Raw genomic sequence first — 23348 nt, forward strand, 5'->3', positions numbered from 1 at the left:
GGGCGCCCCGTCAGGGGCGCGGGACTGCATCAATGTGCGGCTGGCGCCGCGTGGGCGCGACCAGCCACAGACGGCCCGCAGCAGGCAGCGGACACCAGGCCCAACGGCGACTAGCCTGCAAGCCCCGCGGCACGGAACGCATCAAGGCTGGGCTTGATGGTCGCGGTCGCCTGGGACGTGGGTGCCACGGCGTCGAGGGTCTTCAAACCGTCACCCGTGTTGAGCACCACCGTGGTCAGCGCCGGGTCGAGCACGCCCGCCTCGATCAGCTTGCGGGTCACACCCACCGTCACGCCGCCCGCCGTCTCCGCGAAGATCCCCTCGGTCCGCGCAAGCAGCTTGATCGCGTCGACGACCTGCTCGTCGTTCACGTCCTCCACCGCACCGCCGGTGCGCCGGGCGATGTCCAGGACGTACGGGCCGTCGGCCGGGTTGCCGATCGCGAGGGACTTGGCGATGGTGTTCGGCTTCTGCGGGCGTACGACGTCGTGGCCGGCCTTGAACGCGGTCGACACCGGCGAGCAGCCCTCGGCCTGGGCGCCGAAGATCTTGTACGGCTTGTCCTCGACCAGGCCGAGCTTGATCAGCTCCTGCAGACCCTTGTCGATCTTCGTGAGCTGGGAGCCGGACGCGATCGGGACGACCAGCTGGTCGGGCAGCTGCCAGCCGAGCTGCTCGCAGATCTCGTACGCGAGGGTCTTGGAGCCCTCGCCGTAGTACGGCCGCAGGTTCACGTTGACGAAGCCCCAGCCCTCGCCGACCGGGTCGCCGATGAGCTCGGAGCAGAAGCGGTTGACGTCGTCGTAGTTGCCCTCGATGCCGACGAGCTCGCCGCCGTAGACCGCGGCCATGACGACCTTGCCCTGCTCCAGGTCGTGCGGGATGAACACGCAGGAGCGGAAGCCGGCGCGGGCGGCCGCGGCGCCGACGGCGCCGGCGAGGTTGCCCGTGGAGGAGCAGGAGAGCGTGGTGAAGCCGAAGGCGCGGGCGGCCTCCAGGGCCTGGGCGACGACGCGGTCCTTGAAGGAGTGCGTCGGGTTGCCGGAGTCGTCCTTGATGAACAGGCCGCCGGTGACGCCGAGTTCGGCCGCGAGGTTGTCGGCCTTGACGAGCTTGGTCCAGCCGGGGTTGAGGTTCGGCTTGGTCGCCACGTCGGCCGGGACGGGCAGCAGCGGTGCGTACCGCCAGATGTTGTCCGGGCCCGACTCGATCTGCTTGCGCAGCCCCTCCGGGTCGCCGACCGGCAGGTCGTACGCGACTTCGAGGGGCCCGAAACACAGCTCGCAGGCGAAGATCGGGCCGAGCGGGAAGCGCTCGCCGCACTCGCGGCAGGAGAGGCCCGAGGCGGGGCCGAGGTCCACGGTGGTGGTGGCGGTGGTTTCAGTCTGTACAGCCATGAGAGGCGAGGCCCTTTCTCCTCATCTTCCTCGTGACGCACTTCGCCACGAGACGGATTTGGCACCTTCCCTAGCCGGGAGCCTCGCGCGCTTCACTGCGACGGAGACCGGCTGGAGGGTTGCCGGGGCTTCAACGGGCCGTATCCCTCTGCCCCTCTGGATGAGCGGTATTCGGTTGTCAGCGGAACGACCCCGGCATGCGGTGGTCGTTCGCGTTGTTCAAGACTGTAACCGACGGCCCTCGTTGTTGAGATAGTCGTCCGAACCGCGAGATGGATCACAACCAGGGAGTAACAGACGTGCTCGAAGAGGTGGAGCGCTGGCTCGAACGGCGCTCCTGGGCCGTCGGGGACCGCCCGCTCGACCTGCTCCTGGCCGCGAAGGCCCGGCAGGGGACGACGGTCAGCGTGGTGCTGCCCGCGCTGAACGAGGAGGCCACGGTCGGCGCGATCGTGTCGGTGATCCGCGGCGAGCTGATGACGGACGCGGTGCCGCTCGTCGACGAGCTCGTGGTGATCGACTCGGGCTCCACCGACCGTACGTCCGAGGTGGCGGCGGCCGCCGGGGCGCGGGTGGTGCACCGGGACGCGATCCTGCCGCGGCTGCCCGCCGTGCCCGGCAAGGGCGAGGTGCTGTGGCGGTCGCTCCTGGTGACCAGCGGTGACGTGGTGTGTTTTGTGGACGCCGACCTCAGGGAGTTCTCCGCGGACTTCGTCACGGGGATCGTCGGCCCGCTCCTGACCGACCCCGAGCTGCAGTTCGTGAAGGCGATGTACGACCGGCCGCTGGGCATTGAGTTCGATGCGCCCGCCTCCGGCAGGACAGTGGGCCAGGGCGGCCGGGTCACCGAACTCGTCGCGCGGCCGCTGCTCAATCTGCACTGGCCCCAACTGGCCGGATTCGTCCAGCCGTTGGGCGGCGAGTACGCGGCCAGGCGCTCACTGCTCGAACAACTGCCGTTCCCCGTCGGGTACGGCGTGGAGCTGGGCCTGCTCGTGGACTCGCTGCACACCGTGGGCCTGGACGCGCTCGCGCAGGTCGACGTCGGGGTGCGGCTCCACCGCCATCAGGACGGGCAGGCGCTCGGGCGGATGGCGGCGGCGATCTACCGCACCGCCCAGCTGAGGCTCACCCGCGGGCATCTCGTACGGCCGCTGCTCACCCAGTTCGAGCGTGGCGAGCAGGGCTTCGAGCCGCGTACGCACGCGGTGGACACGGAGGAGCGGCCGCCGATGGTGGACGTCGAGGAGTACCGGGACCGCCGCGTGGCCTGAGTGGCGCGATGTCACGTTTGAGGGTTCCCGGGCCGGGCTAGGTTCGCGTCATGCCTGCCGAGCGCTCCGCCGCCCCGATCCTCGTCGCCTCCAACCGCGGCCCGGTCACGTATTCCGTACGACAGGACGGCACCCTCGACGCACGGCGCGGCGGCGGCGGACTCGTCTCCGGGCTCTCCGCGATCGGGCCCGAGGCCGGTGCCCTGTGGGTGTGCGCGGCGCTCGGCGACGGCGACCGGGAGGCGGTGCGGCGCGGCGTCTCCGAGACCGGGGTGCGGATGCTCGACATCGACGCCGAGGTGCACGCCGACGCGTACAACGGGATCGCCAACTCGGTGCTCTGGTTCGTGCACCACATGCTGTACCAGACGCCCCTGGAACCCTCCTTCGACCGGGAGTTCCGCCGCCAGTGGGACTCGTACGAGCGCTACAACCGGGCCTTCGCCGAGGCCATCGCCGCCGAGGCCGCACCCGGCGCGGCCGTGCTCGTGCAGGACTACCACCTGGCCCTCGTCCCCGGCATGCTGCGCGCGCTCCGCGACGACCTGCGCATCGGGCACTTCTCGCACACGCCGTGGGCGCCCGTCGACTACTTCCGGATGCTGCCCGACGACATCGCCGAGCAGCTCCTTCGCGGACTGCTCGGCGCGGACCGGCTCGGCTTCCTGACCCGGCGCTGGGCCGACGCGTTCACGGCCTGCTGCGACGCGGTCGTCGGCGGCGTCGGCGCCACCCGGATCGGTGTGCACGGCCTCGGCGCGGACGCGGAGTTCCTGCGCGAGCGGGCGCATCGGGACGACGTGGCCGAGCGGATGGTGGCGCTCCGCGAGCAGATCGGCGGTTCCGGGCGGAAGAGCGTGGTCCGCGTCGACCGCACCGAGCTGTCCAAGAACATCGTGCGCGGCCTGCGCGCGTACGAGGCCCTCCTGGAGGAGCACCCCGAGTGGCGTGAGCGCGTCGTGCACCTCGCGTTCGCCTATCCCTCACGCCAGGACCTGGCCGTCTACCGCGACTACACCGCGGAGGTCGCGCGCGTCGCGGACGAGGTCAACTCCCGTTTCGGCACGCCGGGTTGGACGCCGGTGATCCTGCACGTGGAGGACGACTTCGCGCGCTCCCTCGCGGCGTACCGGCTCGCGGACGTGGCGCTCGTCAACCCGATCAGGGACGGCATGAACCTGGTCGCGAAGGAGGTCCCGGTCGTCTCGGACGAGGGCTGCGCGCTCGTGCTCTCCCGCGAGGCCGGCGCGTTCGAGGAGCTCGGCGAGGACGCGCTGGCGGTCAATCCGTACGACGTGGTGGGCACGGCGGACGCGCTGCACGCGGCGCTGACGATGCCGGACAAGGAGCGCACCCGGCGCACGGAACGGCTCGCGGCGGCGGCGACCGCGCTGCCGCCGGAGCGGTGGTTCCTGGACCAGCTGCGGGAGCTGAAGGCGCTCTAGGCTTCGAGCGCCCCGCGCTTTCGAACGCCTTAGGCTTCGAGCGCCTTCGCGAGGGCGGCGAGCAGCCGGACCACCCCCGTCGGCCCGTCCACCACCAGGTCCGCTCGTTGCGCCAGCTCCGTGACCTCCGCGCTGCCGCTGCACACGAGCACCCCCGGCACCCCGTCCGAGCGCAGCTTCTCCACGGCCGCGTACGCCGGGAGATCGCCCAGGTCGTCGCCCGCGTACAGGACGGACTCCGCGCCCACCTCGCGCGCGTACGACGCCAGAGCCACGCCCTTGTCCATGCCGGGCGGGCGCAGCTCGATCACATAGCGGCCGGGCTCGGTGATCAGGCCGTGCCGGGCGGCGAGTTCGGCGAGCGGGCCGCGGAGCGCGTCGAACGTGGCCTGCGGATCGTCGGCGCGGCGGGTGTGCACGGCGACGGCACGGCCCTTCTCCTCGACCCACGTGCCGCGCCACAGGCCCAACTCGTCGAGGAATCCGGAGAGTTCGGCCCGCACACCGGCGACGCCGGGGTGTACGTCCGGGGCCTGCACGGTGCCGGTCAGCGCGTCCCAGCGCTCGGCGCCGTAGTGCCCGAGCACGACCAGGTGCTCAAGGCCCGCGATGCCCGCGAACCCGCCGTGCCGCACGGCGACCCCGGCGGGCCGCCCCGTCACGACGGCCACGGAGGCGACCCGGGGCGCGAGGGCGGCGAGGGCGGGCACGGCGTCGGGGTGGGCTCTGGCCTGCTCGGGGTCGGGGACGATCTCGGCGAGGGTGCCGTCGAAGTCGAGCGCGACGAGGGCGCGTTCGGGCCGGGCTCGGAGGGCGGCGAGGCCTTCCCGCCCGGCGGGGGTTGCCGGGGCCGGGAGGTCGTCGTCGGGGGTACGCGGGTGCGGGTGCGGGTGGCTGCGCATGGGGCTGATTTTTCCCCTCCCCGCCCCTTCCCGAAAGTCCTCGCCGGACGGGCCTCCTCAAACTCCGGAGGGGCTGAAATCATCAGCCAAATTGTTCAGCGGCGGGCGCGCCGGGCTTCGCGGACGCGGCGGAGGCGGTTGATCGTCACCGGGTCGTGGGCGAGGGCGCGCGGGTCGTCGAGGAGGGCGTTCAGGAGCTGGTAGTAGCGGGCCGGGGATATCCCGAGCCGCTCCCGTATCGCGCGCTCCTTCACGCCGGGCGACGCCCACCCCTGCCGCTCAAGGGCGAGCACGGCCCTGTCCCGCTCGGACAGCTGAGCCTCGGGGGAGGGGCTGGGTTCGTCGGGGGTCATGAGGAAACCGTAGACGCGCGCACCGACAGCACCACCAGAAGCCCCCACTCCGCCTGCTCCGCCCGCCTACTACTCCGCCGACTCCGCCGCGACCGCCTCGTTCTGCAGCTCCTGCAGAATCTCCGCCGGGTCGCCCCCGGGCTCCACGGCCTTGCCGATCTCCTTCTTGAGGGACGCGCTGACCTGCGCCCAGGACGTCTTGCCCACCGGGTACAGCTCCGAGTTCGGCAGCTCGTCCAGGAACTCCCGCAGGTGCTTGTACTCCGGGTCGTCGGCCATCGCGTCGGAGGCGGACGAGGTGACGGGCAGGATGTCGTACCGCTCGGAGAAGTCCAGGACGTTCTCGTCGTCGTAGACGAAGTCGAGGAACTTGCCGATCTGCTCCTTGTGGCCGTTCTCCTTGAAGCCCATCATCCAGTCGGCGACGCCCATGGTGGCCTTGGCCTTGCCGTTGACGCCGGGCAGCGGGACCATCCCGTACTCGACGCCCTGCTTCTCGGCCTGTTTCATCAGCGTCGGGTGGCCGTTGAGCATGCCGACCTCGCCGCGCGAGAACGCGTTGAAGGCGTCCTGCCGGTCGAGCTTTCCGGGTGCGGTCGGGCCGGTGAGGCCCTTGCCGACGAGGTCGTCGCGCAGCCACTTGAAGGTCTTGATGTTCTGGTCGGAGTCGAGGGTGTACGTACCGACGTTGTCGGTGTAGCCGTCGCCGCCGCTGAGCAGCCACATCAGCGTCTCGGCGGGCGCCTCCTCGCGGCCGAGCGGCAGCGCGAACGGGTACTTCACGCCCGCGCCCTTCAGCTTCTGCGCGTCCGCGGCCAGCTCGGTCCAGCTCTGCGGGGCGCCCGTGACCCCGGCCTTCGCGAAGAGGTCCTTGTTGTAGAAGAGCAGCCGGGTCGAGGACGCGAAGGGCATGCCGTACTGCACGCGCCGCAGCTCGCCGGCCTCGGAGAGCGCGGGCAGGAAGTCCGCCTGTACGGGGATGGAGAGCAGGTCGTCGGCGCTGTAGAGCTTGCCCTGCGCGGCGTAGTCGGCGTACGCGCCGATCTGCGCGATGTCGGGCGCCTCGCCCTTCTTGACGAGCGCGGCGACGTGCGCGTCGACCTCGCTCCAGGAGCGGACGTCGACGTCGACCCGGATGCCGGGGTTCTTCTTCTCGAAGTCGGCGCTGACCTTGTCCCAGTACTTCTGGGTGCTGTTGGCGGGGGTGTCGCCGTAGTCGGCGGCGACCATCTTCAGCGTGACGGTGTCGGAGCCGCTGCCCGCCCCGCAGCCGGCGAGGCCCGCCGTGAGGCCGAGTGTGGCGACCGCCGCCGTCAGACCTGTCATGCGCCGCTGCACAGCCGCTTCCCCACCCTTACTGCTCGTACTGCCGGTCGTGTACTCGTGCTGCTGTCGTGCTCGCCGGAACCGAGAGTTTGCCCGCAGTTCGCCCATAAGGTCTACACCACTCAGATCTCGCTTCGGCAACGAGGGCGCACCGTTGCCGCACCCCCCGAGCTGCTGCTATGCACGTGTCGTTCTGCCGAGTACGTCCGTCCGCTCGTTCCGTACGCTCGTTCCATACGCTCGTCGAGGAGCCACCGCACATGTCACGCACCGCAGCAGAAATAGCCACCCAACCCGCCTGCTGGCGCCGAGCGGCCGAGGCCGCGGCCGCCTTCGACGGGCTGCCGCGACCGGGCGAGCGGGTCGCCGTCACCGGCTGCGGCACGTCCTGGTTCATGGCCCTCGCGTACGCCGCCCTGCGCGAGGCCGCCGGACAGGGCGAGACGGACGCGTATCCCTCGTCGGAGTTCCCGATGGGCCGCGCGTACGACCGGGTCGTGGCGATCACCCGCTCCGGTACGACGACGGAGGTCCTTGAACTCCTCGGCGAGCTGCGGGGCTCGGTGCCGACGACCGCCCTGACCGCGGACCCGAAGACTCCGGTCGTGGCGGCGGCCGACGCGGTGGCGGTGCTGGACTTCGCGGACGAGGAGTCGGTCGTCCAGACCCGCTTCGCCACGACCGCCCTCGCGTTCCTGCGCGCGGGCCTCGGCGACCTGTCGGGCCTGGGCGTGAAGTCGATCGCCGAGGCCGCGGTGGACGCGGAACTCGCGGTCACGGAACCCCTCCCGGAGGCCGTGCTCGGCGCGGAGCAGTGGACGTTCCTCGGCCGCGGCTGGGCGTACGGGCTCGCCCTGGAGGCGGGCCTGAAGATGCGCGAGGCGGCGGGCGCGTGGACGGAGGCGTACCCGGCGATGGAGTACCGCCACGGCCCGATCTCCATCACCGGCCCCGGCCGCGTGGCGTGGATGTTCGGCACCCTGCCGGAGGGGCTCGCCGGTGACGTGGACCGGGTCGGCGGCCACCTGGTCGCCCGCCAGGGGACGGACCCGCTGGCGGACCTGATCCGCGCGCAGCGCCTGGCGGTCGCCCTGGCGGAGTCGAAGGGGTACGACCCGGACCGGCCGCGCCATCTGACGCGCAGCGTGATCCTGGCGCAGTCCTCATAAATCGAGGTGACGGGAGGGGCCTGGTCGCGCGACGATGGGTCCATGCCTGGGCCCTATGTCATCCGCGGCTCGGTCCTCCTGCCGGAGGCCGAGCTCCTGTGGCGTTTCTCGCGCTCCTCCGGCCCCGGCGGCCAGCACGTCAACACCTCCGACTCGCAGGTGGAGTTGAGGTTCGACCTCGCCAAGACGCAGGCGCTGCCGGAGGTTTGGAAGTCCCGCGCCCTGGAACGCCTGGCCCCGCGCCTGGTCGACGGTGTGATCGCGGTCCGCGCCTCGGAGCACCGCTCCCAGTGGCGCAACCGCGAGACGGCGGCGACCCGCCTGGCGTCCCTCCTCGCCGAGGCCACGGCCCCACCCCCGCGCCCCCGCCGCGCGACGAAGATCCCCCGAGGCATCAACGAACGCCGCCTCCGCGAGAAGAAGTCCCGCTCCCAGACGAAGCGGGGGCGGTCGGGACGGGACTGGGGCTAGACCCCGGCCCCCGGCAGGTCGATCTCGACCCAGACGGACTTCCCGATCCCGTACGGACGCGGGTGCAGCCCCACCGGTCCGCAAGGGCTCCGACGAGAGCGAGCCCACGTCCCTGCTCGTCCTCAGGGTGCGCCTGCCGGGGTAGAGGCTGTTCGCTGCTCGCGTCGGGTCGGCAGCGGTCGGCTTGCGGGACGGGGTACGCGCAGCCCTGGGTCGGCTGGTCAACCGGCGGCGTTTCGGGGGGCGTTGGCACGCGGTGCGATGCGGAGGCCTGAACCCCAGGCAAGGCGGGGGCGGGTGGGCGGAGAGGGGCTGGGGCGGGCGGCGGGCCGATGGAGGTCGGCCTGTGGGGCGGGGGTTGCCCTGGGCCCGGCGGTCGACAGGGGCGGCGTGACGTACCGCCTGTGCGTGCGGCTAGCCCAAGTGCCGGTACCGCCCCTTGAAGTACAGCAGCGGGTCCCCGTCCGCCGTCGGGAAGGAGGCCGTCAGGACTCGGCCCACGACCAGGGTGTGGTCGCCCGCCTCGACGCGTTGTTCCGTCTCGCACTCCAGCGTCGCGAGCGCGCCGCCGATCAACGGAGCGCCGGACTCCGTACCCCGTACGTACGGGAGGTCCGCGAAGAGGAGGCGGTCGCTGATGCGGCCCTTCATCGAGAAGCGGCCCGCGATCTGGCGCTGGCTGTCGGCGAGGACCGAGACGCCCCAACGCGGCTGCTCCGCAAGGAGATCGTCCATACGGGAGCCCTCCCGCAGGCTGACCAGGACCAGCGGCGGGTCGAGGGACACCGACATGAACGCCGTGGCCGTCATGCCGACGTCCTCCGCCGCGGGGCCGCCCTCGCCGAGCTCGTCCTCCCGCGCGGTGACGAGGACGACACCTGCGGCGAGCCGGGACATGGCGGCACGGAACTCTTCGTTGCTCACCTCAACAGGATGAGACTTCAGCACGGTGGACACGACCAAGACGCTAGCCCCGGCCGGCCCGCCCCGGCATCGGGCCCCGGACCGAGACCGCCTAGGTCTCCCGTCCCAGCCTCCCGTCCCAGCGCCCCCGGCACCTCCGGCACCCCCGCCGACTACCCGCGAGTACGCGGCTGGAAAGATGCCCCACCCAACAGCTTTGCGTTCAGGAAACGTACGCGGAGATCCACCCCGTGCCTCCCACTCGTTCACGTCGCTTGTGACTTGAGTCACAGGCTCCATATTTTGTTGACCCTGTGTACCGAGTGAGCAGCTCGCTGTGATTCAGTGGCGGAGGCAATCGGAGGCAATCAGACACTAAGGGCACCACGAATCCAGGAGTTGCTGTCGAGGTCTCGGGGAGAGCGAGCATGGAGACCGAGTCGGAGCCTTACGTCCGTCTTGCGACCCTGCGGCAGCTGCACCAGGTGGTCGCGGAGCTGAACACGGCGCGCAGCCTCGCCGACACCCTGCAGACCGTCGCCGACGGCGTGGTGCAAGGACTCGGGTACGAGCTCGCGTGCGTCAACCTCGTACGCCCCGACGGAGACCTCGTCGTCGCCGCCTTCGCGGGCAGTGCCGCCGCCGAGGCCCTGATCACCGGCCGGGTCGGCTCCCGGGAGTCCTGGGAGCGGCGGCTCGCGATGGGCCAGGCCTGGGACGCGCTCCGCTTCATCCCGCACAGCGAGGGCTGGACGCTCCTCGAGGACGACGTCCCGCAGTGGCACACCGACGGCCCCGAGCCGCGCTTCGAGGACGAGTGGCACCCCCTGGACCGCCTCTACGCCCCGATGCACACGAGCGGAGCCACCGGCGGAGAGCTGCTCGGCGTCATCTCCGTGGACCGGCCGCGCAACGGACGCCATCCCGGCGCGTGGGGGCGCGAGGCGCTGCAGATGTACGCCTCGCAGGCCGCCATTGCAATCAGTAACGCCCGACTGCGAGCAAACATGCAGCGCGCCCTGGTCCGCCTGGAGCGTGAGCAGCAGGCGCTGCGGGCCAGTGAAGAGTCGTTCCGGCAGGCCTTCGAGTACGCGCCGAGCGGCATGGCCATCGCCGAGATGGGCGGCGATCACCACGGCCGGATCCTGCGGACCAACGACGCGCTGTGCCGGCTGCTCGGGCGGCCCGCCGCGGCGATGCGGCGGTACTCCTTCTCCGACCTCGTGCACCCGGAGGACATCGGCACGCTCCTGCGTACCTCCGCCGAGGGCGGGCGGGCCGAACTGCGGCTCGGGCGCCGTGACGGAACGTATCTCTGGGTCTCGCTGCGCAACTCCGTCGTCGCGGACGCCGCCGACGGGCCGCGGTTCCTGCTCACCCACGTCGAGGACATCGAGGAGCGCAAGCGCCGCGAGCTCCAGCTCGCCCACCGCGCCTCGCACGACTCGCTCACCGGACTGCCCAACTCCGCCGAACTGCGGGCCCGGTTGAGCGCCCGCCTCTGCCGGCGCCCGCCGGACCCGCAGGAGAGCGCCCACGCCCTGGACGCGGTCTACGGCTCCCTGCCCGCGTTCGAGACCCCCGAGGGATACGACGACGGGTACACCACGCACGACGGGTACGGCACACACGACGGGTACGGCACACACGACGCGTACGACAGCAACGGTCACGCCTCCTCCTACCCGGGCGCGAGCATGCCGCACGGCCTGGAGGCCCTCGACCACCATGTGCACACCGTCGCGCCCGAGGGCGACACCGACGACGGGACGAAGGGGCTCGCCGTCCTCTTCTGCGACCTCGACGGCTTCAAGTCGATCAACGACCGCTTCGGGCACCACACCGGCGACGCCGTCCTCATCGAGGTCGCGCGCAGGCTGACCAGCGGCGTGCGGGACGGGGACACGGTGGCCCGGCTCGGCGGCGACGAGTTCGTGGTCCTCGCCGACGGACTCGGCCGGGCGGACGCCGCGGACCTCGCCGTACGGCTGCGGAACGCGATCATCCCGCCGATCCGGGTCGACGGACGCGCGGTGCGGGTCGGCGCGAGCTTCGGAATCGGCTGGGCGCACTGCGGGATGTCGGCGGAGGAAGTACTGCAGTCGGCCGACCAGCGGATGTACATCGAGAAACGTTCTCGTGCCAAACAGCACAGGCGGGCGGGATAGCCGCAGGTCAGCGCGGTGGGGAGAAATGCGTCGCAGTGCGGGGGCGGTCCACACGTGTAGGCTCCCCCAATTGCACACCTGTGGCGCCACCCGTACTCGATCTGCATGAGGAGTGACCGAGGGATGACGGCCGGCAACAACGGCGCGAGCACGCCCGAGGACGACGACCCGTTCGGCTATCTGTACGCCGACGGACAGGCGGCCGGCGCCACCCCGCCCGGCGGCGGTTACGGCTACTCCGGCCGCAGCTCCTCGTACCAGCAGGTCCGTGCCGTCGGCGAGCGGCAGTACGGGCAGCAGGGCGCGGGCGGAGCGGGAGCCAGCGCGGGCGCGGGCCAGCAGGTGCCGCAGCAGAACGCGCACTACGCCGCACCCGAGACCCTGCCCGGCGGCCAGTCCACGCGCAGGCAGCCACTGCCCGGCGACGACCGGGGCGGGCGCGGGCCCAACACCAAGGGCCTGCTGATCGGCGCGATCGCGGTGGTCGCCGCGGTCGTCGTCGGCATCGGCGCGGCCATGCTCAGCAACAGCGACGAGGACCCGGGCTCCGGCTCGAACCAGGCGGGCTCGGGCAGCTCCGCCGGCGCCGACGGCGGCCAGGGCGAGCAGCCGAAGGACGAGCCGGCGAAGGACGAGGAGAAGGTGGAGCTGCCGAAGGAGGACGCGAAGGCGCTGACCCTGGCGGGCGGCACGTCCACGGCCTCCGACGTCCAGGGCGCCAGGTCCGGCACCTACGTCCAGGGGTTCAACACCCCGGGCGCCTCGGCGACTTGGACCTTCCACGGCATTCCGAAGAACGGCAAGTACACGCTCCACGTGCAGTACGGCGTGCCGGGCAAGGACCAGTCGACGACCCTGACCATCAACGGCAAGCAGCAGGACCGCAAGCTGAACATGGGCAACTTCGCCGAGGCGGAGGAAGGCGACTGGGAGAAGGGCTGGACCAACACCTGGGCCAACATCCTCCTCACCAAGGGCACCAACACGATCAAGATCTCCTGCGAGACGGGCGACAAGTGCGAGGCCAACCTCGACCAGGTGTCGCTCAGCAAGGGCTGGAAGTAGCTCAAGGGGTGTAAAGAGCTCCCGGCTCCAGCGGGGGCAGCAGTCCCAGGAAGTGCGCCACCGTCCCCGTCATCGCCTCGCGAGCGGGGGCGAGGTATTTCCGGGGGTCGACCGTCGAGGGGTGGGCCTCCAGGAAGGCGCGGGCGGCGCCGGTGAACGCCGTGTTGAGCGCCGTCCCCACATTGATCTTGACCATGCCCGCGGCGACGGCCTGACGGATCTCCGTGTCCGGTACGCCACTTGAGCCGTGCAGCACCAGCGGTACGGGCACGGCGTCCCGCAGCTCCGTGATCAACGCGTGGTCCAGGGCGGCCGTGCGCTCGGTCATCGCGTGCGAGGAGCCCACGGCGACGGCCAGGGCTTCCACACCGGTGGCGGCGACGTACGCGGCTGCCTCGCGCGGGTCCGTCCGTACGCCCGGGGCGTGCGCGTCCAGCGGGGGCTCGCCCTCCTTGCCGCCGACCTTGCCAAGTTCGGCCTCGATCCAGATGCCCCGCTCGTGCCCCCAACGCACCGCGTCCGCCGTGGCCTTGACGTTCTCCGCGTACGACAGCTTCGACGCGTCGAACATCACCGAGCTGATGCCCTCCGGGTGGGCGGCGCGCAGCAGGTCCACCTCGGTGACGTGGTCCAGGTGCAGGGCGAGGCGGGCGGTGGAGGCGCGGGCCACGGCGGTGGCGGCGGCCGCGATCGGGGCGAGGTGGCCGCCGTGGAACTTCACGGCGTTCTGGGAGAGTTGGAGGATGGCGGGGCGGGCGGCTCGTTCGGCGCCTGCGGCGATGGCTTCCGCGTGTTCGAGGGTGATGACGTTGAAGGCGGCGACGGCGCTGCGCGCTGCTTGTGCCTCGGTGACGAGTTCGGCCGTACTCACTAGTGGCATGGGTCCCTGGGTGTGCCTAGTGGTTGCGGTGCGCTGTCGGGTGCGGGCCGTGGGCCGGTTCTTTCCCCTACCCGCCCCTTCCCGACTGTGTCCGATATGCGGCTGGCGCCGCGTGGCCTGCCGGACGGGCCTCGGCCCGTTCCGTGACCGCGACCCGCCCCAGGAACTCCTCGTACGCCACAGCGTCGAACTCCCCCGCCACCGGCGCCAGTACGGTCGCCGCCGAGAGGGCCACTGCCTGGGTCAGGCGGCGGGGCCAGGGGGAGGCCTCGGCCAGGCCTGCGACCAGGGCCGCCACCGCCGAATCCCCCGCCCCCGTGGGGTTCCCGCGTACCGCCGCGGGCGGGGCGGCCTGCCAGGCGCCGTCCGGGGTGGCCGCGAGCAGCCCGTCCGCGCCGAGCGAGGCGACGACGGCGTGGGCGCCGCGGCGGCGCGCGTCCCGGGTGGCGCGCAACGGCTCGTGGGAGCCGGTGAGTTCGGCCAGCTCGTCGGCGTTGGGCTTGACCACGTCAGGGCGGGCGGCGATGCCCCGGCGCAGCGGCTCGCCGCTGGTGTCCAGGAGTACGGGGACCCGCGCGGCGCGGGCGGCCCGGATCAGCTGGGCGTACGCGCCGACGGGAACGCCGGGCGGCAGGCTTCCGCAGAGGGCGATCGCGTCGGCCGAGGTCAGCAACTCCTCGTAGGAGGTGAGGAATCGGGCCCACTCGGCGGGGCTGATCAGCGGTCCCGGCTCGTTCAGCTGGGTGGTGTCGCCGGTGCGTTCGTCGACGACGGCGACGGTGCGGCGGGTGCGGTCCGCCACGTCCAGGAGCGCGTCCCGTACGCCGGTGTCCTCGGCCAGTTGGGCGCGCAGGGCAGCTCCGGTCGGGCCGCCCGTGAAGCCGGTGACCGTGACGGGGCGGCCGAGCGCGGCGAGCACGCGGGCGACGTTCAGGCCCTTGCCGCCGGGGCGTTCGGTGACCTCGGTGACGCGGTGCGAGGCGTGCGGGGTGAGGCGCGGGACGCGGTAGGTGATGTCCAGGGCGGTGTTGAGCGTGACCGTGAGGATCACGGCTGCCTCCCCCGGAAGTCGTACGTACGTGCGTGTGCCGGGGCCTGATCATGCCAAAGAGAGGGCGGTTGGCCTAGGGCCTGTCGCCCGCTCTTCGGCATCCGGGCGAATCAGACCGGTCGTGACGCTCGGGATGCTCCGGGCGCCCCGGGTGCCACCACCCACTCGCCCTTCCTCATCACGCCCGCCAGGTCGAAGTGCTCGTCGAGGACCACCAGGTCGGCGTCCTTGCCGGGTTCGAGGGAGCCGACGCGGTCGTACACGCCGAGCAGCTTGGCCGGGTTGGCGGAGATGGCGCGGACGACGTCCTCGACGGGGAGTCCGTCGATCGTCGCGGCGCGCTTGAACGCGCGGTCCAGGGTGAGCGTGGAGCCCGCGATGGAGCCGATCCCCGACTCGCTGAAGAGGCGCGCCACGTTGTCCTTCACCTCGACCTCCAACGGCCCGAGCATGTACCGCCCGTCGCCGAACCCGGCCGCGTCCATCGCGTCCGTGATCAGCGCGACCCGGTCGGCGCCCGCGTGGTGGAAGGCCAGTTGGAAGGCGGCCGGATGCAGATGCGTGCCGTCGTCGATCAGCTCGACGGTGACCCGCTCGTCCTCCAGGAGCGCGGCGATCGGCCCCGGCGCCCGGTGGCCGAGCCCCGGCATCGCGTTGTAGAGGTGCGTGGCGACGGTCGCGCCCGCGTCGATGGCCTCGGCGGTCTGCTCGTACGTACCGTCCGTGTGCCCCACGGCGGCGAGCACACCGTGGTCCGCGAGGAGGCGTACGGAGTCGATGCCGCCGGGAAGTTCGGGGGCGAGGGTGAGCATGCGGGCCTGGCCGCGCGCGGCGTCGACGAGCTTCTGCACGTCGGCCGGGTCGGGGTCGCGGAGCAGCACCTCGCTGTGGGCGCCCTTGCGGCACGGGGAGATGAACGGGCCCTCGAAGTGGATGCCCGCGATCTCGCCCTGCTCGGCGAGCTCGGAGAGGAATCCGGCGCGCTGCGCGAGGAAGTCGAGCTCGCCGGTGACGGTGGAGGCGACGAGGGTGGTGGTGCCGTGCTCGCGGTGCGTGCGGACGCCCCTGAGCACCTCCTCCTCGGTGCCGGAGGTGAAGGAGGCGCCGCCGCCGCCGTGGTTGTGCATGTCCACGAAGCCGGGCACGACCCAGTGGCCGGTCAGGTCGACCGTGGCGTCGTTCTCCTGCGTGTGCCCGGCGATCCGGCCGTGCTCGTCGACGATGACCCGGCCGTCGGCGACGGTTCCGGTGGGCAGCACCACCCGGGCGCCGGTGAGTACCTTGCGTGCGGCCATCAGGTGGTTACCTCCGAGGACGTGGGGGATGCGGCGGACGGTTCGGCGCGGGTGGCGAGGAGATCCCAGGCGAGCAGGCCCGCGCCCAGGCAGCCCGCGGTGTCCCCGAGCGCGGCGGGGACGACGGCGGGCAGCTTCTGGAACGTGACGCGCTGCTCGACGGCCGCCCGCAGCGGTGTGAACAAGGTTTCCCCCGCTTCGGCGAGTCCGCCACCGATGATGAGCGTGCGCGGGTCGAGCAGGGTGATCGCGGTGACGAGGCCGTCGGCGAGGGCGTCGATCGCGTCCTGCCAGACGGCGAGGGCCTTCTCGTCCCCCGACTCGACGGCCTTGGCGCAGTCCGCGGCGTCCGCGTCCGGGTCGCCGCTCGCCTCGGCCCAGGCGCGGCTCACGGCGCCGGCGGAGGCGAGCCGCTCCAGGCAGCCGCGCTGGCCGCAGCCGCAGAGCGGGCCGCCGGGGCGGACCACGATGTGCCCGATCTCGCCCGCGTACCCGTGCGCGCCGGGCTCGATCCGGCCGTCGATGCCGATGGCCCCGGCGATCCCGGTGCCGAGCGGCAGGAACAGGAACCGGTCGGCGCCCTGCCCGGCCCCGACCCGGCCCTCGGCGAGGCCGCCGGTGCGGACGTCGTGGCCGAGGGCGACGGGGACGCCGATGCGCTCGGTGAGCAGATCGCGCAGCGGCAGGTCGCGCCAGCCGAGGTTGGCGGCGTACACGGCGATGCCGCGCTCCGCGTCGACGATGCCGGGCACGGCGACCCCGGCCGCGGCGGCGGGCTCGCCGAAGCGTTCCTCCCCGTACACGCGCAGCTCGGCGGCGAAGTCGAGGATCGACTCGACGACGGCCTCGTGTCCGCGGTCGCGTTCGGTGGCGCGGCGGGCCTCGTGCAGGGAGGTGCCGTCCCCGCCGATCAGGGCGGCCTTCATTCCGGTGCCGCCCACGTCCAGGGCGATGACGTGCCTTCCGGCCGGGGGTCCGGGGGTTGTCGCCCGGGTCAATGCAGTCACGCTGACAGTCTGGCCCGCACCCAGCGAAAGGTCTAGTCCACTTCGGTGCCGAAGAAGCCGAAGAAAGCGAAGAAAGCGAAGGGCGTCAGCGGCGAAGACGGCAAAGAAAGAAAAGAGACCTGGAACCTCAGGGTGCCCCGGCGGCGTTAGAGCGTGTGACGGTAGCTTCGTCTGAAGGTACGTAGCCCGTAGCACCGCAGTAATCAGAGGGGATCTTCCATGGCTGTAAGCCTGTCCAAGGGCGGCAACGTCTCGCTCACCAAGGAGGCACCGGGCCTGACCGCCGTCACGGTGGGCCTCGGCTGGGACGTCCGCACCACCACCGGCACCGACTTCGACCTGGACGCCTCCGCGATCGCGGTCAAGGCCGACGGCAAGGTCTTCACGGACGGCCACTTCGTCTTCTTCAACAACAAGCAGTCGCCGGACCAGAGCATCGTCCACACCGGCGACAACCGCTCCGGCGAGGGCGCGGGCGACGACGAGGCGATCAACGTCAACCTGGCGGGCCTGGCGGCCGAGATCGACAAGATCGTCTTCCCGGTCTCGATCTACGACGCGGAGTCCCGCTCGCAGAACTTCGGCCAGGTGCGGAACGCCTACATCCGCATCGTCAACCAGGACGGCGGCACCGAGATCGCGCGGTACGACCTCTCCGAGGACGCCGCCACCGAGACCGCGATGGTCTTCGGCGAGCTGTACCGCAACGGCGCGGAGTGGAAGTTCCGCGCGGTCGGCCAGGGCTATGCCTCGGGCCTCGCGGGTATCGCGCAGGACTTCGGCGTCAACCTCTGACGCATCCGCACAGCTGGATGAAGGGGCCCCGGGCCGGGTACGGTCCGGGGCTCCTCCCGTACGCGAAGCGCGGCGACGGTCCGCGAGCCGCCGCCCGTTAGCCTGCCCGCATGATCCTCGAACAGATCCCGGTCCTGGACGACGGCGCGCTGCCCGGCACGGTCCTCACCGAAGTCACCGAACTGTATGCCTCCAACCGGGAGTTCTTCGCGTTCAGCGGGGACTTCCCGGACCCGGAGCACATCGCCGAGGAGCAGGTCGCCGCGGCCCTCGCGGAAGAGCTGGCGCGGCCCACGGCCGAGGTGCTGCTCGCCCGTTCCGAGGGGCGGCTCGTCGGACTGGCGATCACGCTCGGGCAGCATCCGAACCCGGAGGACCCGGACCCGTGGATCGGGCTGCTCCTGGTGGACGCCAAGCTGCACCGCGGCGGGGTCGGGCGGGAGTTGGCACGGCTGGTCGAGGACCGCTTCCGCACCGCGGGCCGCGAGGCCGTACGCCTGGCGATCCTGGAGAACAACGACCAGGCGGGCTGGTTCTGGACCAACCTCGGCTATGAGCTCATCGGGTACGCGGAGGACCTGGAGCGGCAGCGGCCGTGCGTGCTGATGCGCAAGGAGCTCAACGCGCCTTCCGCGTAAGGGAGTTCCCGACAGGTTCGGGGAGTTCATGGCAGGTTCAGGGGGTTCCTGGCAGGTTCAGGGGGGTCCCGACAGGTTCAGGGCTTCGACGGCTTGCCCTCGCCGTACAGCCAGACGTCCCAGATCGCGTCGAGATCCTTGCCGGACTCCTTCTCCACGTACGCCGTGAACTCCTCGGTGTCGGCGTTGCCGTGGCGGTGGTCCTGGGTCCAGCCCCGCACGAGGGCGAAGAAGCGGGCATCGCCGAGGGCCTGCCGGATCTTGTGGACGACCAGCGCGCCCCGGTAGTAGACGGGGGTGGCCGAGATCGTGTCGGCGCCGGTCGGCTTCGCGGGCGGGTAGGCCCAGATCGCCGCGGCCTCGGCCGGGCCGCCGATGGCGTTCTCCACGTAGGAGCCCTTGCCCGCGTAGACCTGATCGAAGGTCTGCTGCGCGCTCCGGCCGCCGTGGTCCTCGCTGTACAGCCACTCCGCGTACGTGGCGAAGCCCTCGTTGAGCCACATGTCCTGCCAGGTCTTCGGCGACACGGAGTTGCCGAACCACTGGTGGGCCAGCTCGTGCACGAGGAGCATCGTGCCGGGGGCGCCGGGGAACACGGGCCTGGTCTGGGTCTCCAGGGCGTACCCGGCGGCGCCCGGCTCCTCGACGATCGCGCCGACCGAGGAGAAGGGGTACGGGCCGAAGCGCTTCTCCGCCCACCTCACGACGTCCGGGATGCGCGCGAGCGTGTCGGCGCTCTTCGCGGCCTGGCCGGGCACCACGGCCGTACGCACCGGAAGGCCGCCCTTGCGGCTCGCGCCCTTCACCACGGACGTCCCGGTCTTGTACGGGCCGATCGCCACCGTCGCCAGATAGCTCGCCATGGGCTCACCGCTGTGCCAGCGGAAGGCCGTGGCGTCGCCGCGGGTCCGCGTGTGCGTCAACTCCCCGTTGGAGTAGGCCCGCAGGCCCTTCGGGACGGTGATCTCGATGTCGTACGCGGCCTTGTCGGAGGGGTGGTGGTTGCCGGGGAACCAGGCCATCGAGCCGGTCGGCTGGCCGAGTCCAACGGCGCCCGCGCGGGTGGGCAGCCAGCCCTCCTCGGCGCCGTCCGCGTCGGTGATGGTTCTCGGCTTGCCCGAGTAGCGGACGGTCGTACGGAACGTCTTCCCGTTCCGTAGCTCGTCCCGCGGCCGCACGGTCAGCTCGCTGCGCTGCCGGTTGAAGCGCGCGTCGTGGTCGTCGACGGTGACCGAGGCGACGTCGAGGCCGCGCAGGTCGAGGTTGAAGGCGCTGAGGTCCTGGGTGGCGCGTGCCGTGATCACCGCCGCGCCGCCCAGCCGCCCGGAGTCCGGGTCGTAGTCCAGGTCGAGGGCGTAGTGCGTGACGTCGTACCCGCCGTTGCCGAGATCGGGGAAGTACGGGTCCCGCAGACCCTCGCTGCCCGGCGTGCCCTGCACCCCGGCCCCGCTGCACACCGACAGGGCGAGCATCCCGGCGAGCACCAGGGGGACGGTGCGGCGGACCGTACGGAAACGTCCTGTCCGGGGCGGGGTGCGGGGGTCGGACCGAGGTCGGCGGATCACATGGGCGATCTTATGGGCGGTACGCGAGACTCGTCCTTTTGAGCGGATATGCCCAATTGCTGCGAGAGGGAGGAGCGGCCGGGCACCGAGGGGGCGTGCAGAGGTGGTGCCCGGCCGCGGCTCGGGGGGGTGGGTCAGCTAACCGGGGTTGTGGGTCAGCGACCCGGGGTTGTGGGTCAGCGACCCGGGGGTGCGGGTCAGCGGCCCGGAGGGGTGGGTCAGCGGCCCGGGGTGTGGGTCAGCGGCTCAGGGCGGCGGCGCCCGCCTGCGCGAACTTCTCGTCCAGGTCGCCGCTCGGGGCGCCCGCGACACCGATGCCCGCGATCGGGGCGTTCTCCGCGGTCACCGGGGCACCACCGCCGAGGAACAGGGTGCCGGGGATGTCCTTCAGGTTCGGGGCCTGCTCCAGGCGCTTGGCCAGCTCGGAGGTCGGGGCGTTCCAGGCCACGGCGGTGTACGCCTTCTTCTCGGCGGACTCGTACGACTGCGGGCCCGCACCGTCGCCGCGCAGGGTGACGATGGTGTTGCCGTTGCGGTCGACCACCGCGACGGTGACCCGCTGGTTCTCCTTCTCCGCGGCGTCGAGCGCGGCCTGCGCGGCCTTGGTCGCGGCGTCGATGGTCAGGTGCGTCGACTCCGTGGTGTTCTTCTCCGCGGTGTTCTTCGCGGAGTTCGCAGAGGTCGCGGCGGCCGGGGCTGCGGCGACGGACTCGGCCGGGGCGGCGGTCGCGGAGACGGCACCGAAGGTGCCCGCGCCGAGGGCGGCGACGGCGACGGCACCGGTGACGACACGGGTACGCAGGGAGAGCTTCTTCATGGAGATTCCTCGTTCTCTGGCGGCGGCCCGGGCTGCACGTCGTGTGCGGGGGCCTGCACGTGGAGGGGCGGGAGGTGATGTCCGATCGGTTCCCGCGGTGTCTTCGAGCGTTGGCCGCTCTGCATCCATCGTGGGGTCGCGGGCGGCCCCTCCCCGTCGACGTACCGGCTGTGACCTGCGCGCGGGACGGTCGACAAGGGGGTCGACCGATCGGTTGATGCGAGGGGGTCCTTCGTAGGTGACGATGGGCCCGTGGACGATCAGCGGCCCCAGGTGCGCGGGGAGGACCAGCGGCCCCAGGTGCGCGGGGAGGACCAGCAGACCCTGGTGCACGGGGCGGCCGCGCGGGACAACCGGCGGCTGGCGGTCGTCATGCACGTGACGTTCTTCGTGCTCCTCGGCGCCTCCCTCACCCGCTTCCTGCTGCGCCACCCCGACGACCCGGCCACGCCCTGGGTCATCACCTTCGCGGGCGCCCTCGCCACGCTGTACGTCCTCGGTCCTGTGCTCGGGCCCGTCTCCACGATCTCCGCGGGCCCGCGCGCCCCCAGCGGCGCCACCACCTCCCACAAGCTGTGGCTCGCCGCCGTCATGGGGATCTGGGTGACGCTCGTGATCCTCGCGCCGAGCTTCGGCTGGTGCGCGGTGCCACTCTTCTACACCGGCCTGCGCACGCTGCGGACCGGCGCCGCGATCTTCCTCGTCGCGCTGATCACCGTGTTCGTGGTCGCGGCGCAGCTGAAGTTGCGGGTGCAGGCCGGGTTCGACCCGAACCTGCTGTTCGCGCCGCCCGCCGTGGCCGCCGTCGCGACCGCGATGTTCGTCCACTCGCAGCGGCAGGCCGCCCGGCTCCAGTCCGTCATCGCCGACCTGGTCCGCACCCGCCGCGAACTCGCCGCCACCGAGCGCCGCGAGGGCACGCTCGCCGAGCGGCAGCGGCTCTCCATGGAGATCCACGACACCCTCGCCCAGGGCCTGTCCAGCCAGCAGATGCTGCTCCAGGCCGCCGACCGGGTCTGGGACACCGACCCGGCCACGGCCCACGCGCACGTCCGCACCGCCGAGTCCTTCGCCGAACGCAACCTCGCCGAGGCCCGCCGCTTCGTGCACGACCTGGCCCCCGCCGACCTGGCGGGCGGCATCGGCCTCGAACAGGCCCTGTACGCGCTGGCCGAACGGGAGTCACGGGCCGGGCTCGACGTCCGCTGCCGGATCGAGGGCGGCCCGGCGCCGCTGCCGGACCGGGTGCAGTCGGCGCTCCTGCGCATCGCCCAGGGCGCCCTCGCCAACGTCACCGAGCACGCCGCCGCCCGCACCGCCGTCCTCACCCTCGTGTACTTCGACGACCAGGTCGTCCTCGACGTCGCCGACGACGGCCGCGGCTTCGACCCGCTGGCCGGCGGGGCGTCCTCCGGGGTGCGCGGCCACGGGCTGCCCGCGATCCGCGCGCGCGTCGCCCAGCTCGGCGGCACCCTCACCATCGAGTCCGCCCCGGGCGACGGCACGGTCCTGTCCGCCGCGATCCCCCTGGAGTCCCCCCGATGACCGCTCCCTCCCCCGTACGGGTCCTGCTCTGCGACGACCACGCCGTCGTACGGGCCGGACTGCTCGCCCTGCTCGGCAGCGCGCCGGACATCGAGGTGGCCGGGGAGGCCGGCACCGGCGAGGAGGCGGTCGCGCTCGCCGCGAAGCTGAGCCCGGACGTCGTGCTCATGGACCTCCAGCTGGGCGCGGGCATGGACGGCGTCGAGGCCACCCGCCGGATCGCGCCGACGGGCGTACGCGTCCTGGTGCTCACCACGTACGACACCGACGCGGACATCACCCGGGCCATCGAGGCGGGCGCGACCGGCTATCTGCTCAAGGCCGAGCGGCCGGAGGAGCTCTTCGCGGCGATCCACGCGGCGGCCGAGGGCCGTACGACGCTGTCCCCGCCGGTCGCGAGCCGCGTCATGGCCCGGATGCGCAGCCCGCAGCCGACGCTCACGGACCGCGAACTCGACATCCTGGGCCAGCTCGCCCACGGCCTCGGCAACCGCGACATCGCGAAGGCCCTGTTCATCAGCGAGGCCACCGTGAAGACCCATCTCGGCCGTATCTACGACAAGTTGGGCGTGGACACGCGGGCGGGGGCGGTGGCGGTGGCGAAGGAGCGGCGGCTGCTGCCGTGAGGGGTCCGCGGCTGCTGCCGTGAGCGGTCCGCGGCTGCTGCCCGTGAGTGGTCCTGGGGCGGGCGGCAGGTGAACGCATGACACCATCGACCTCGTGCTCGACATCGGCTACGCCCTCTCCAACCGCTTCCCCGACCCGCCCCAGACCGACTACCGGCGGGCGGACGTGCGGGCGCTGCGGCACGACCTGTTCTGCGGGGACGTGTACCTCGCCGACACGAAGGCCGACCGCGAGCTGTCCACGGCCTGGGGATGGGTGCCGGTGCTCGACTTCGCGTGGGCGCTGTGCGACATCGTCGAGCGGCTGGACCGGGACCCGCTGGGGTCCCGCGCCTCCCGGCCGCAGTACGCTGAGCTGGACTTCACCGAGTCCAGCGACCGGATGCTCTTCGAGCGGCGCTTCGGGTGGGTGGACGTGGAGGGCGAGTGGCTGCCGGGGGGCGAGGCGCCGTTGAGCTTTTCGCACGCCGAGTTGCGGCGGGAGGGGCGGGACTTCTTGCACGACCTGATCGCGGATCTCACCGACATGCACGATGAGCTGGCGGAGAACCCGGTGATCTGGGACTTGCAGGGCCGTTTCCCGCGCGTCTGATTTCTCCCCTCCCCGCCCCTTCCCGACCCCCGCTCCTCAATCGCCGGAGGGGCTGATTTTTCAG

At 72.0% G+C, this 23348-nt stretch carries 22 protein-coding genes and 1 riboswitch; of the genes, 11 read left to right on the forward strand and 11 right to left on the reverse strand.

Annotated features, from left to right (window positions below; translation table 11 throughout):
* Positions 1 to 110 precede the first annotated feature (110 nt).
* The gene (gene thrC / locus RCO28_RS19840; RefSeq protein ID WP_308942492.1) at positions 111 to 1397 is read right to left on the reverse strand and encodes a threonine synthase; all 1287 of its coding nucleotides are present in this window, start codon (positions 1395 to 1397) and stop codon (positions 111 to 113) included.
* A gap of 18 nt (positions 1398 to 1415) precedes the next feature.
* A riboswitch (SAM riboswitch) is annotated at positions 1416 to 1564 on the reverse strand.
* A 132-nt stretch (positions 1565 to 1696) separates the two neighbouring features.
* On the opposite strand from thrC, the gene RCO28_RS19845 reads away from it, so the two are divergent.
* Both RCO28_RS19845 and RCO28_RS19850 read left to right on the forward strand, forming a co-directional pair.
* Positions 1697 to 2671 carry a glucosyl-3-phosphoglycerate synthase gene (locus tag RCO28_RS19845; protein WP_308942631.1) on the forward strand — a complete coding sequence of 325 codons (975 nt, stop codon included), beginning with the start codon at positions 1697 to 1699 and terminating at the stop codon, positions 2669 to 2671.
* Between the two features lie 50 nt (positions 2672 to 2721).
* A complete protein-coding gene (locus tag RCO28_RS19850) occupies positions 2722 to 4116 on the forward strand; it encodes a trehalose-6-phosphate synthase (protein ID WP_308942493.1) in 1395 nt (464 codons plus the stop codon).
* Positions 4117 to 4145: 29 nt separating this feature from the next.
* On the opposite strand, the gene otsB is transcribed toward RCO28_RS19850, so the two are convergent.
* The 3 genes from otsB to RCO28_RS19865 all read right to left on the reverse strand — a co-directional run bounded on the left by otsB (position 4146) and on the right by RCO28_RS19865 (position 6697).
* Entirely contained in the window at positions 4146 to 5018 is an 873-nt protein-coding gene (gene otsB / locus RCO28_RS19855; RefSeq protein ID WP_308942494.1) for a trehalose-phosphatase, read from the reverse strand.
* Positions 5019 to 5113: 95 nt separating this feature from the next.
* Positions 5114 to 5371 (reverse strand): DUF3263 domain-containing protein, encoded by a 258-nt coding sequence (locus RCO28_RS19860; RefSeq protein ID WP_308942495.1) that lies wholly within the window; start codon positions 5369 to 5371, stop codon positions 5114 to 5116.
* A 69-nt stretch (positions 5372 to 5440) separates the two neighbouring features.
* Positions 5441 to 6697, reverse strand: a complete 1257-nt coding sequence (locus RCO28_RS19865) for an extracellular solute-binding protein (RefSeq protein WP_308942496.1) — start codon at positions 6695 to 6697, stop codon at positions 5441 to 5443.
* Between the two features lie 260 nt (positions 6698 to 6957).
* Between RCO28_RS19865 and RCO28_RS19870 the strand changes: the two genes are divergently transcribed.
* Both RCO28_RS19870 and arfB read left to right on the forward strand, forming a co-directional pair.
* On the forward strand, positions 6958 to 7866 hold the full coding sequence (locus RCO28_RS19870; RefSeq protein ID WP_308942497.1) for a sugar isomerase: 909 nt from the start codon (positions 6958 to 6960) through the stop codon (positions 7864 to 7866).
* A gap of 42 nt (positions 7867 to 7908) precedes the next feature.
* Positions 7909 to 8337: an alternative ribosome rescue aminoacyl-tRNA hydrolase ArfB gene (gene arfB, locus RCO28_RS19875; RefSeq protein ID WP_308942498.1), complete on the forward strand. Its 429-nt coding sequence runs from the start codon at positions 7909 to 7911 to the stop codon at positions 8335 to 8337.
* A 414-nt stretch (positions 8338 to 8751) separates the two neighbouring features.
* On the opposite strand, the gene RCO28_RS19880 is transcribed toward arfB, so the two are convergent.
* A complete protein-coding gene (locus RCO28_RS19880) occupies positions 8752 to 9300 on the reverse strand; it encodes a flavin reductase family protein (protein WP_374991200.1) in 549 nt (182 codons plus the stop codon).
* Positions 9301 to 9668: 368 nt separating this feature from the next.
* Here RCO28_RS19880 and cdgB point away from each other — a divergent pair, with 368 nt between their 5' ends.
* Entirely contained in the window at positions 9669 to 11408 is a 1740-nt protein-coding gene (gene cdgB / locus RCO28_RS19885; RefSeq protein WP_308942499.1) for a diguanylate cyclase CdgB, read from the forward strand.
* 123 nt (positions 11409 to 11531) lie between these two features.
* Complete coding sequence (locus RCO28_RS19890; protein ID WP_308942500.1) at positions 11532 to 12473, forward strand: carbohydrate-binding protein; 942 nt, start codon at positions 11532 to 11534, stop codon at positions 12471 to 12473.
* 1 nt (position 12474) lies between these two features.
* On the opposite strand, the gene RCO28_RS19895 is transcribed toward RCO28_RS19890, so the two are convergent.
* The 4 genes from RCO28_RS19895 to RCO28_RS19910 form a co-directional block, all read right to left on the reverse strand.
* Positions 12475 to 13353, reverse strand: a complete 879-nt coding sequence (locus RCO28_RS19895; RefSeq protein ID WP_308942501.1) for a class II fructose-bisphosphate aldolase — start codon at positions 13351 to 13353, stop codon at positions 12475 to 12477.
* A gap of 67 nt (positions 13354 to 13420) precedes the next feature.
* Positions 13421 to 14404, reverse strand: a complete 984-nt coding sequence (locus RCO28_RS19900; protein WP_308942502.1) for a 1-phosphofructokinase family hexose kinase — start codon at positions 14402 to 14404, stop codon at positions 13421 to 13423.
* 110 nt (positions 14405 to 14514) lie between these two features.
* Positions 14515 to 15699 carry an N-acetylglucosamine-6-phosphate deacetylase gene (nagA, locus tag RCO28_RS19905; protein WP_308942503.1) on the reverse strand — a complete coding sequence of 395 codons (1185 nt, stop codon included), beginning with the start codon at positions 15697 to 15699 and terminating at the stop codon, positions 14515 to 14517.
* Positions 15699 to 16625, reverse strand: a complete 927-nt coding sequence (locus RCO28_RS19910; RefSeq protein ID WP_374991203.1) for an ROK family protein — start codon at positions 16623 to 16625, stop codon at positions 15699 to 15701. The genes nagA and RCO28_RS19910 overlap by 1 nt, the downstream gene beginning before the upstream one ends.
* Positions 16626 to 16925: 300 nt before the next feature.
* Here RCO28_RS19910 and RCO28_RS19915 point away from each other — a divergent pair, with 300 nt between their 5' ends.
* Positions 16926 to 17501 (forward strand): TerD family protein, encoded by a 576-nt coding sequence (locus RCO28_RS19915; RefSeq protein WP_308942504.1) that lies wholly within the window; start codon positions 16926 to 16928, stop codon positions 17499 to 17501.
* Between the two features lie 110 nt (positions 17502 to 17611).
* Positions 17612 to 18139 carry a GNAT family N-acetyltransferase gene (locus tag RCO28_RS19920; protein ID WP_308942505.1) on the forward strand — a complete coding sequence of 176 codons (528 nt, stop codon included), beginning with the start codon at positions 17612 to 17614 and terminating at the stop codon, positions 18137 to 18139.
* A 77-nt stretch (positions 18140 to 18216) separates the two neighbouring features.
* Here RCO28_RS19920 and RCO28_RS19925 read toward each other — a convergent pair whose 3' ends face one another.
* Entirely contained in the window at positions 18217 to 19611 is a 1395-nt protein-coding gene (locus tag RCO28_RS19925; RefSeq protein WP_308942634.1) for a M1 family metallopeptidase, read from the reverse strand.
* Between the two features lie 331 nt (positions 19612 to 19942).
* The gene (locus RCO28_RS19930) at positions 19943 to 20521 is read right to left on the reverse strand and encodes a heme-binding protein (RefSeq protein ID WP_308942506.1); all 579 of its coding nucleotides are present in this window, start codon (positions 20519 to 20521) and stop codon (positions 19943 to 19945) included.
* A gap of 372 nt (positions 20522 to 20893) precedes the next feature.
* On the opposite strand from RCO28_RS19930, the gene RCO28_RS19935 reads away from it, so the two are divergent.
* The 3 genes from RCO28_RS19935 to RCO28_RS19945 all read left to right on the forward strand — a co-directional run bounded on the left by RCO28_RS19935 (position 20894) and on the right by RCO28_RS19945 (position 23284).
* The gene (locus tag RCO28_RS19935; protein ID WP_308942635.1) at positions 20894 to 22066 is read left to right on the forward strand and encodes a sensor histidine kinase; all 1173 of its coding nucleotides are present in this window, start codon (positions 20894 to 20896) and stop codon (positions 22064 to 22066) included.
* Complete coding sequence (locus RCO28_RS19940) at positions 22063 to 22692, forward strand: response regulator transcription factor (protein ID WP_308942507.1); 630 nt, start codon at positions 22063 to 22065, stop codon at positions 22690 to 22692. Before RCO28_RS19935 ends, RCO28_RS19940 begins: the two co-directional genes overlap by 4 nt.
* 94 nt (positions 22693 to 22786) lie before the next feature.
* The gene (locus RCO28_RS19945) at positions 22787 to 23284 is read left to right on the forward strand and encodes a hypothetical protein (protein ID WP_308942508.1); all 498 of its coding nucleotides are present in this window, start codon (positions 22787 to 22789) and stop codon (positions 23282 to 23284) included.
* The last annotated feature ends 64 nt before the right edge of the window (positions 23285 to 23348 follow it).

It is taken from the genome of Streptomyces sp. LHD-70 (genome assembly GCF_031157275.1).
Lineage (GTDB): Bacteria > Actinomycetota > Actinomycetes > Streptomycetales > Streptomycetaceae > Streptomyces.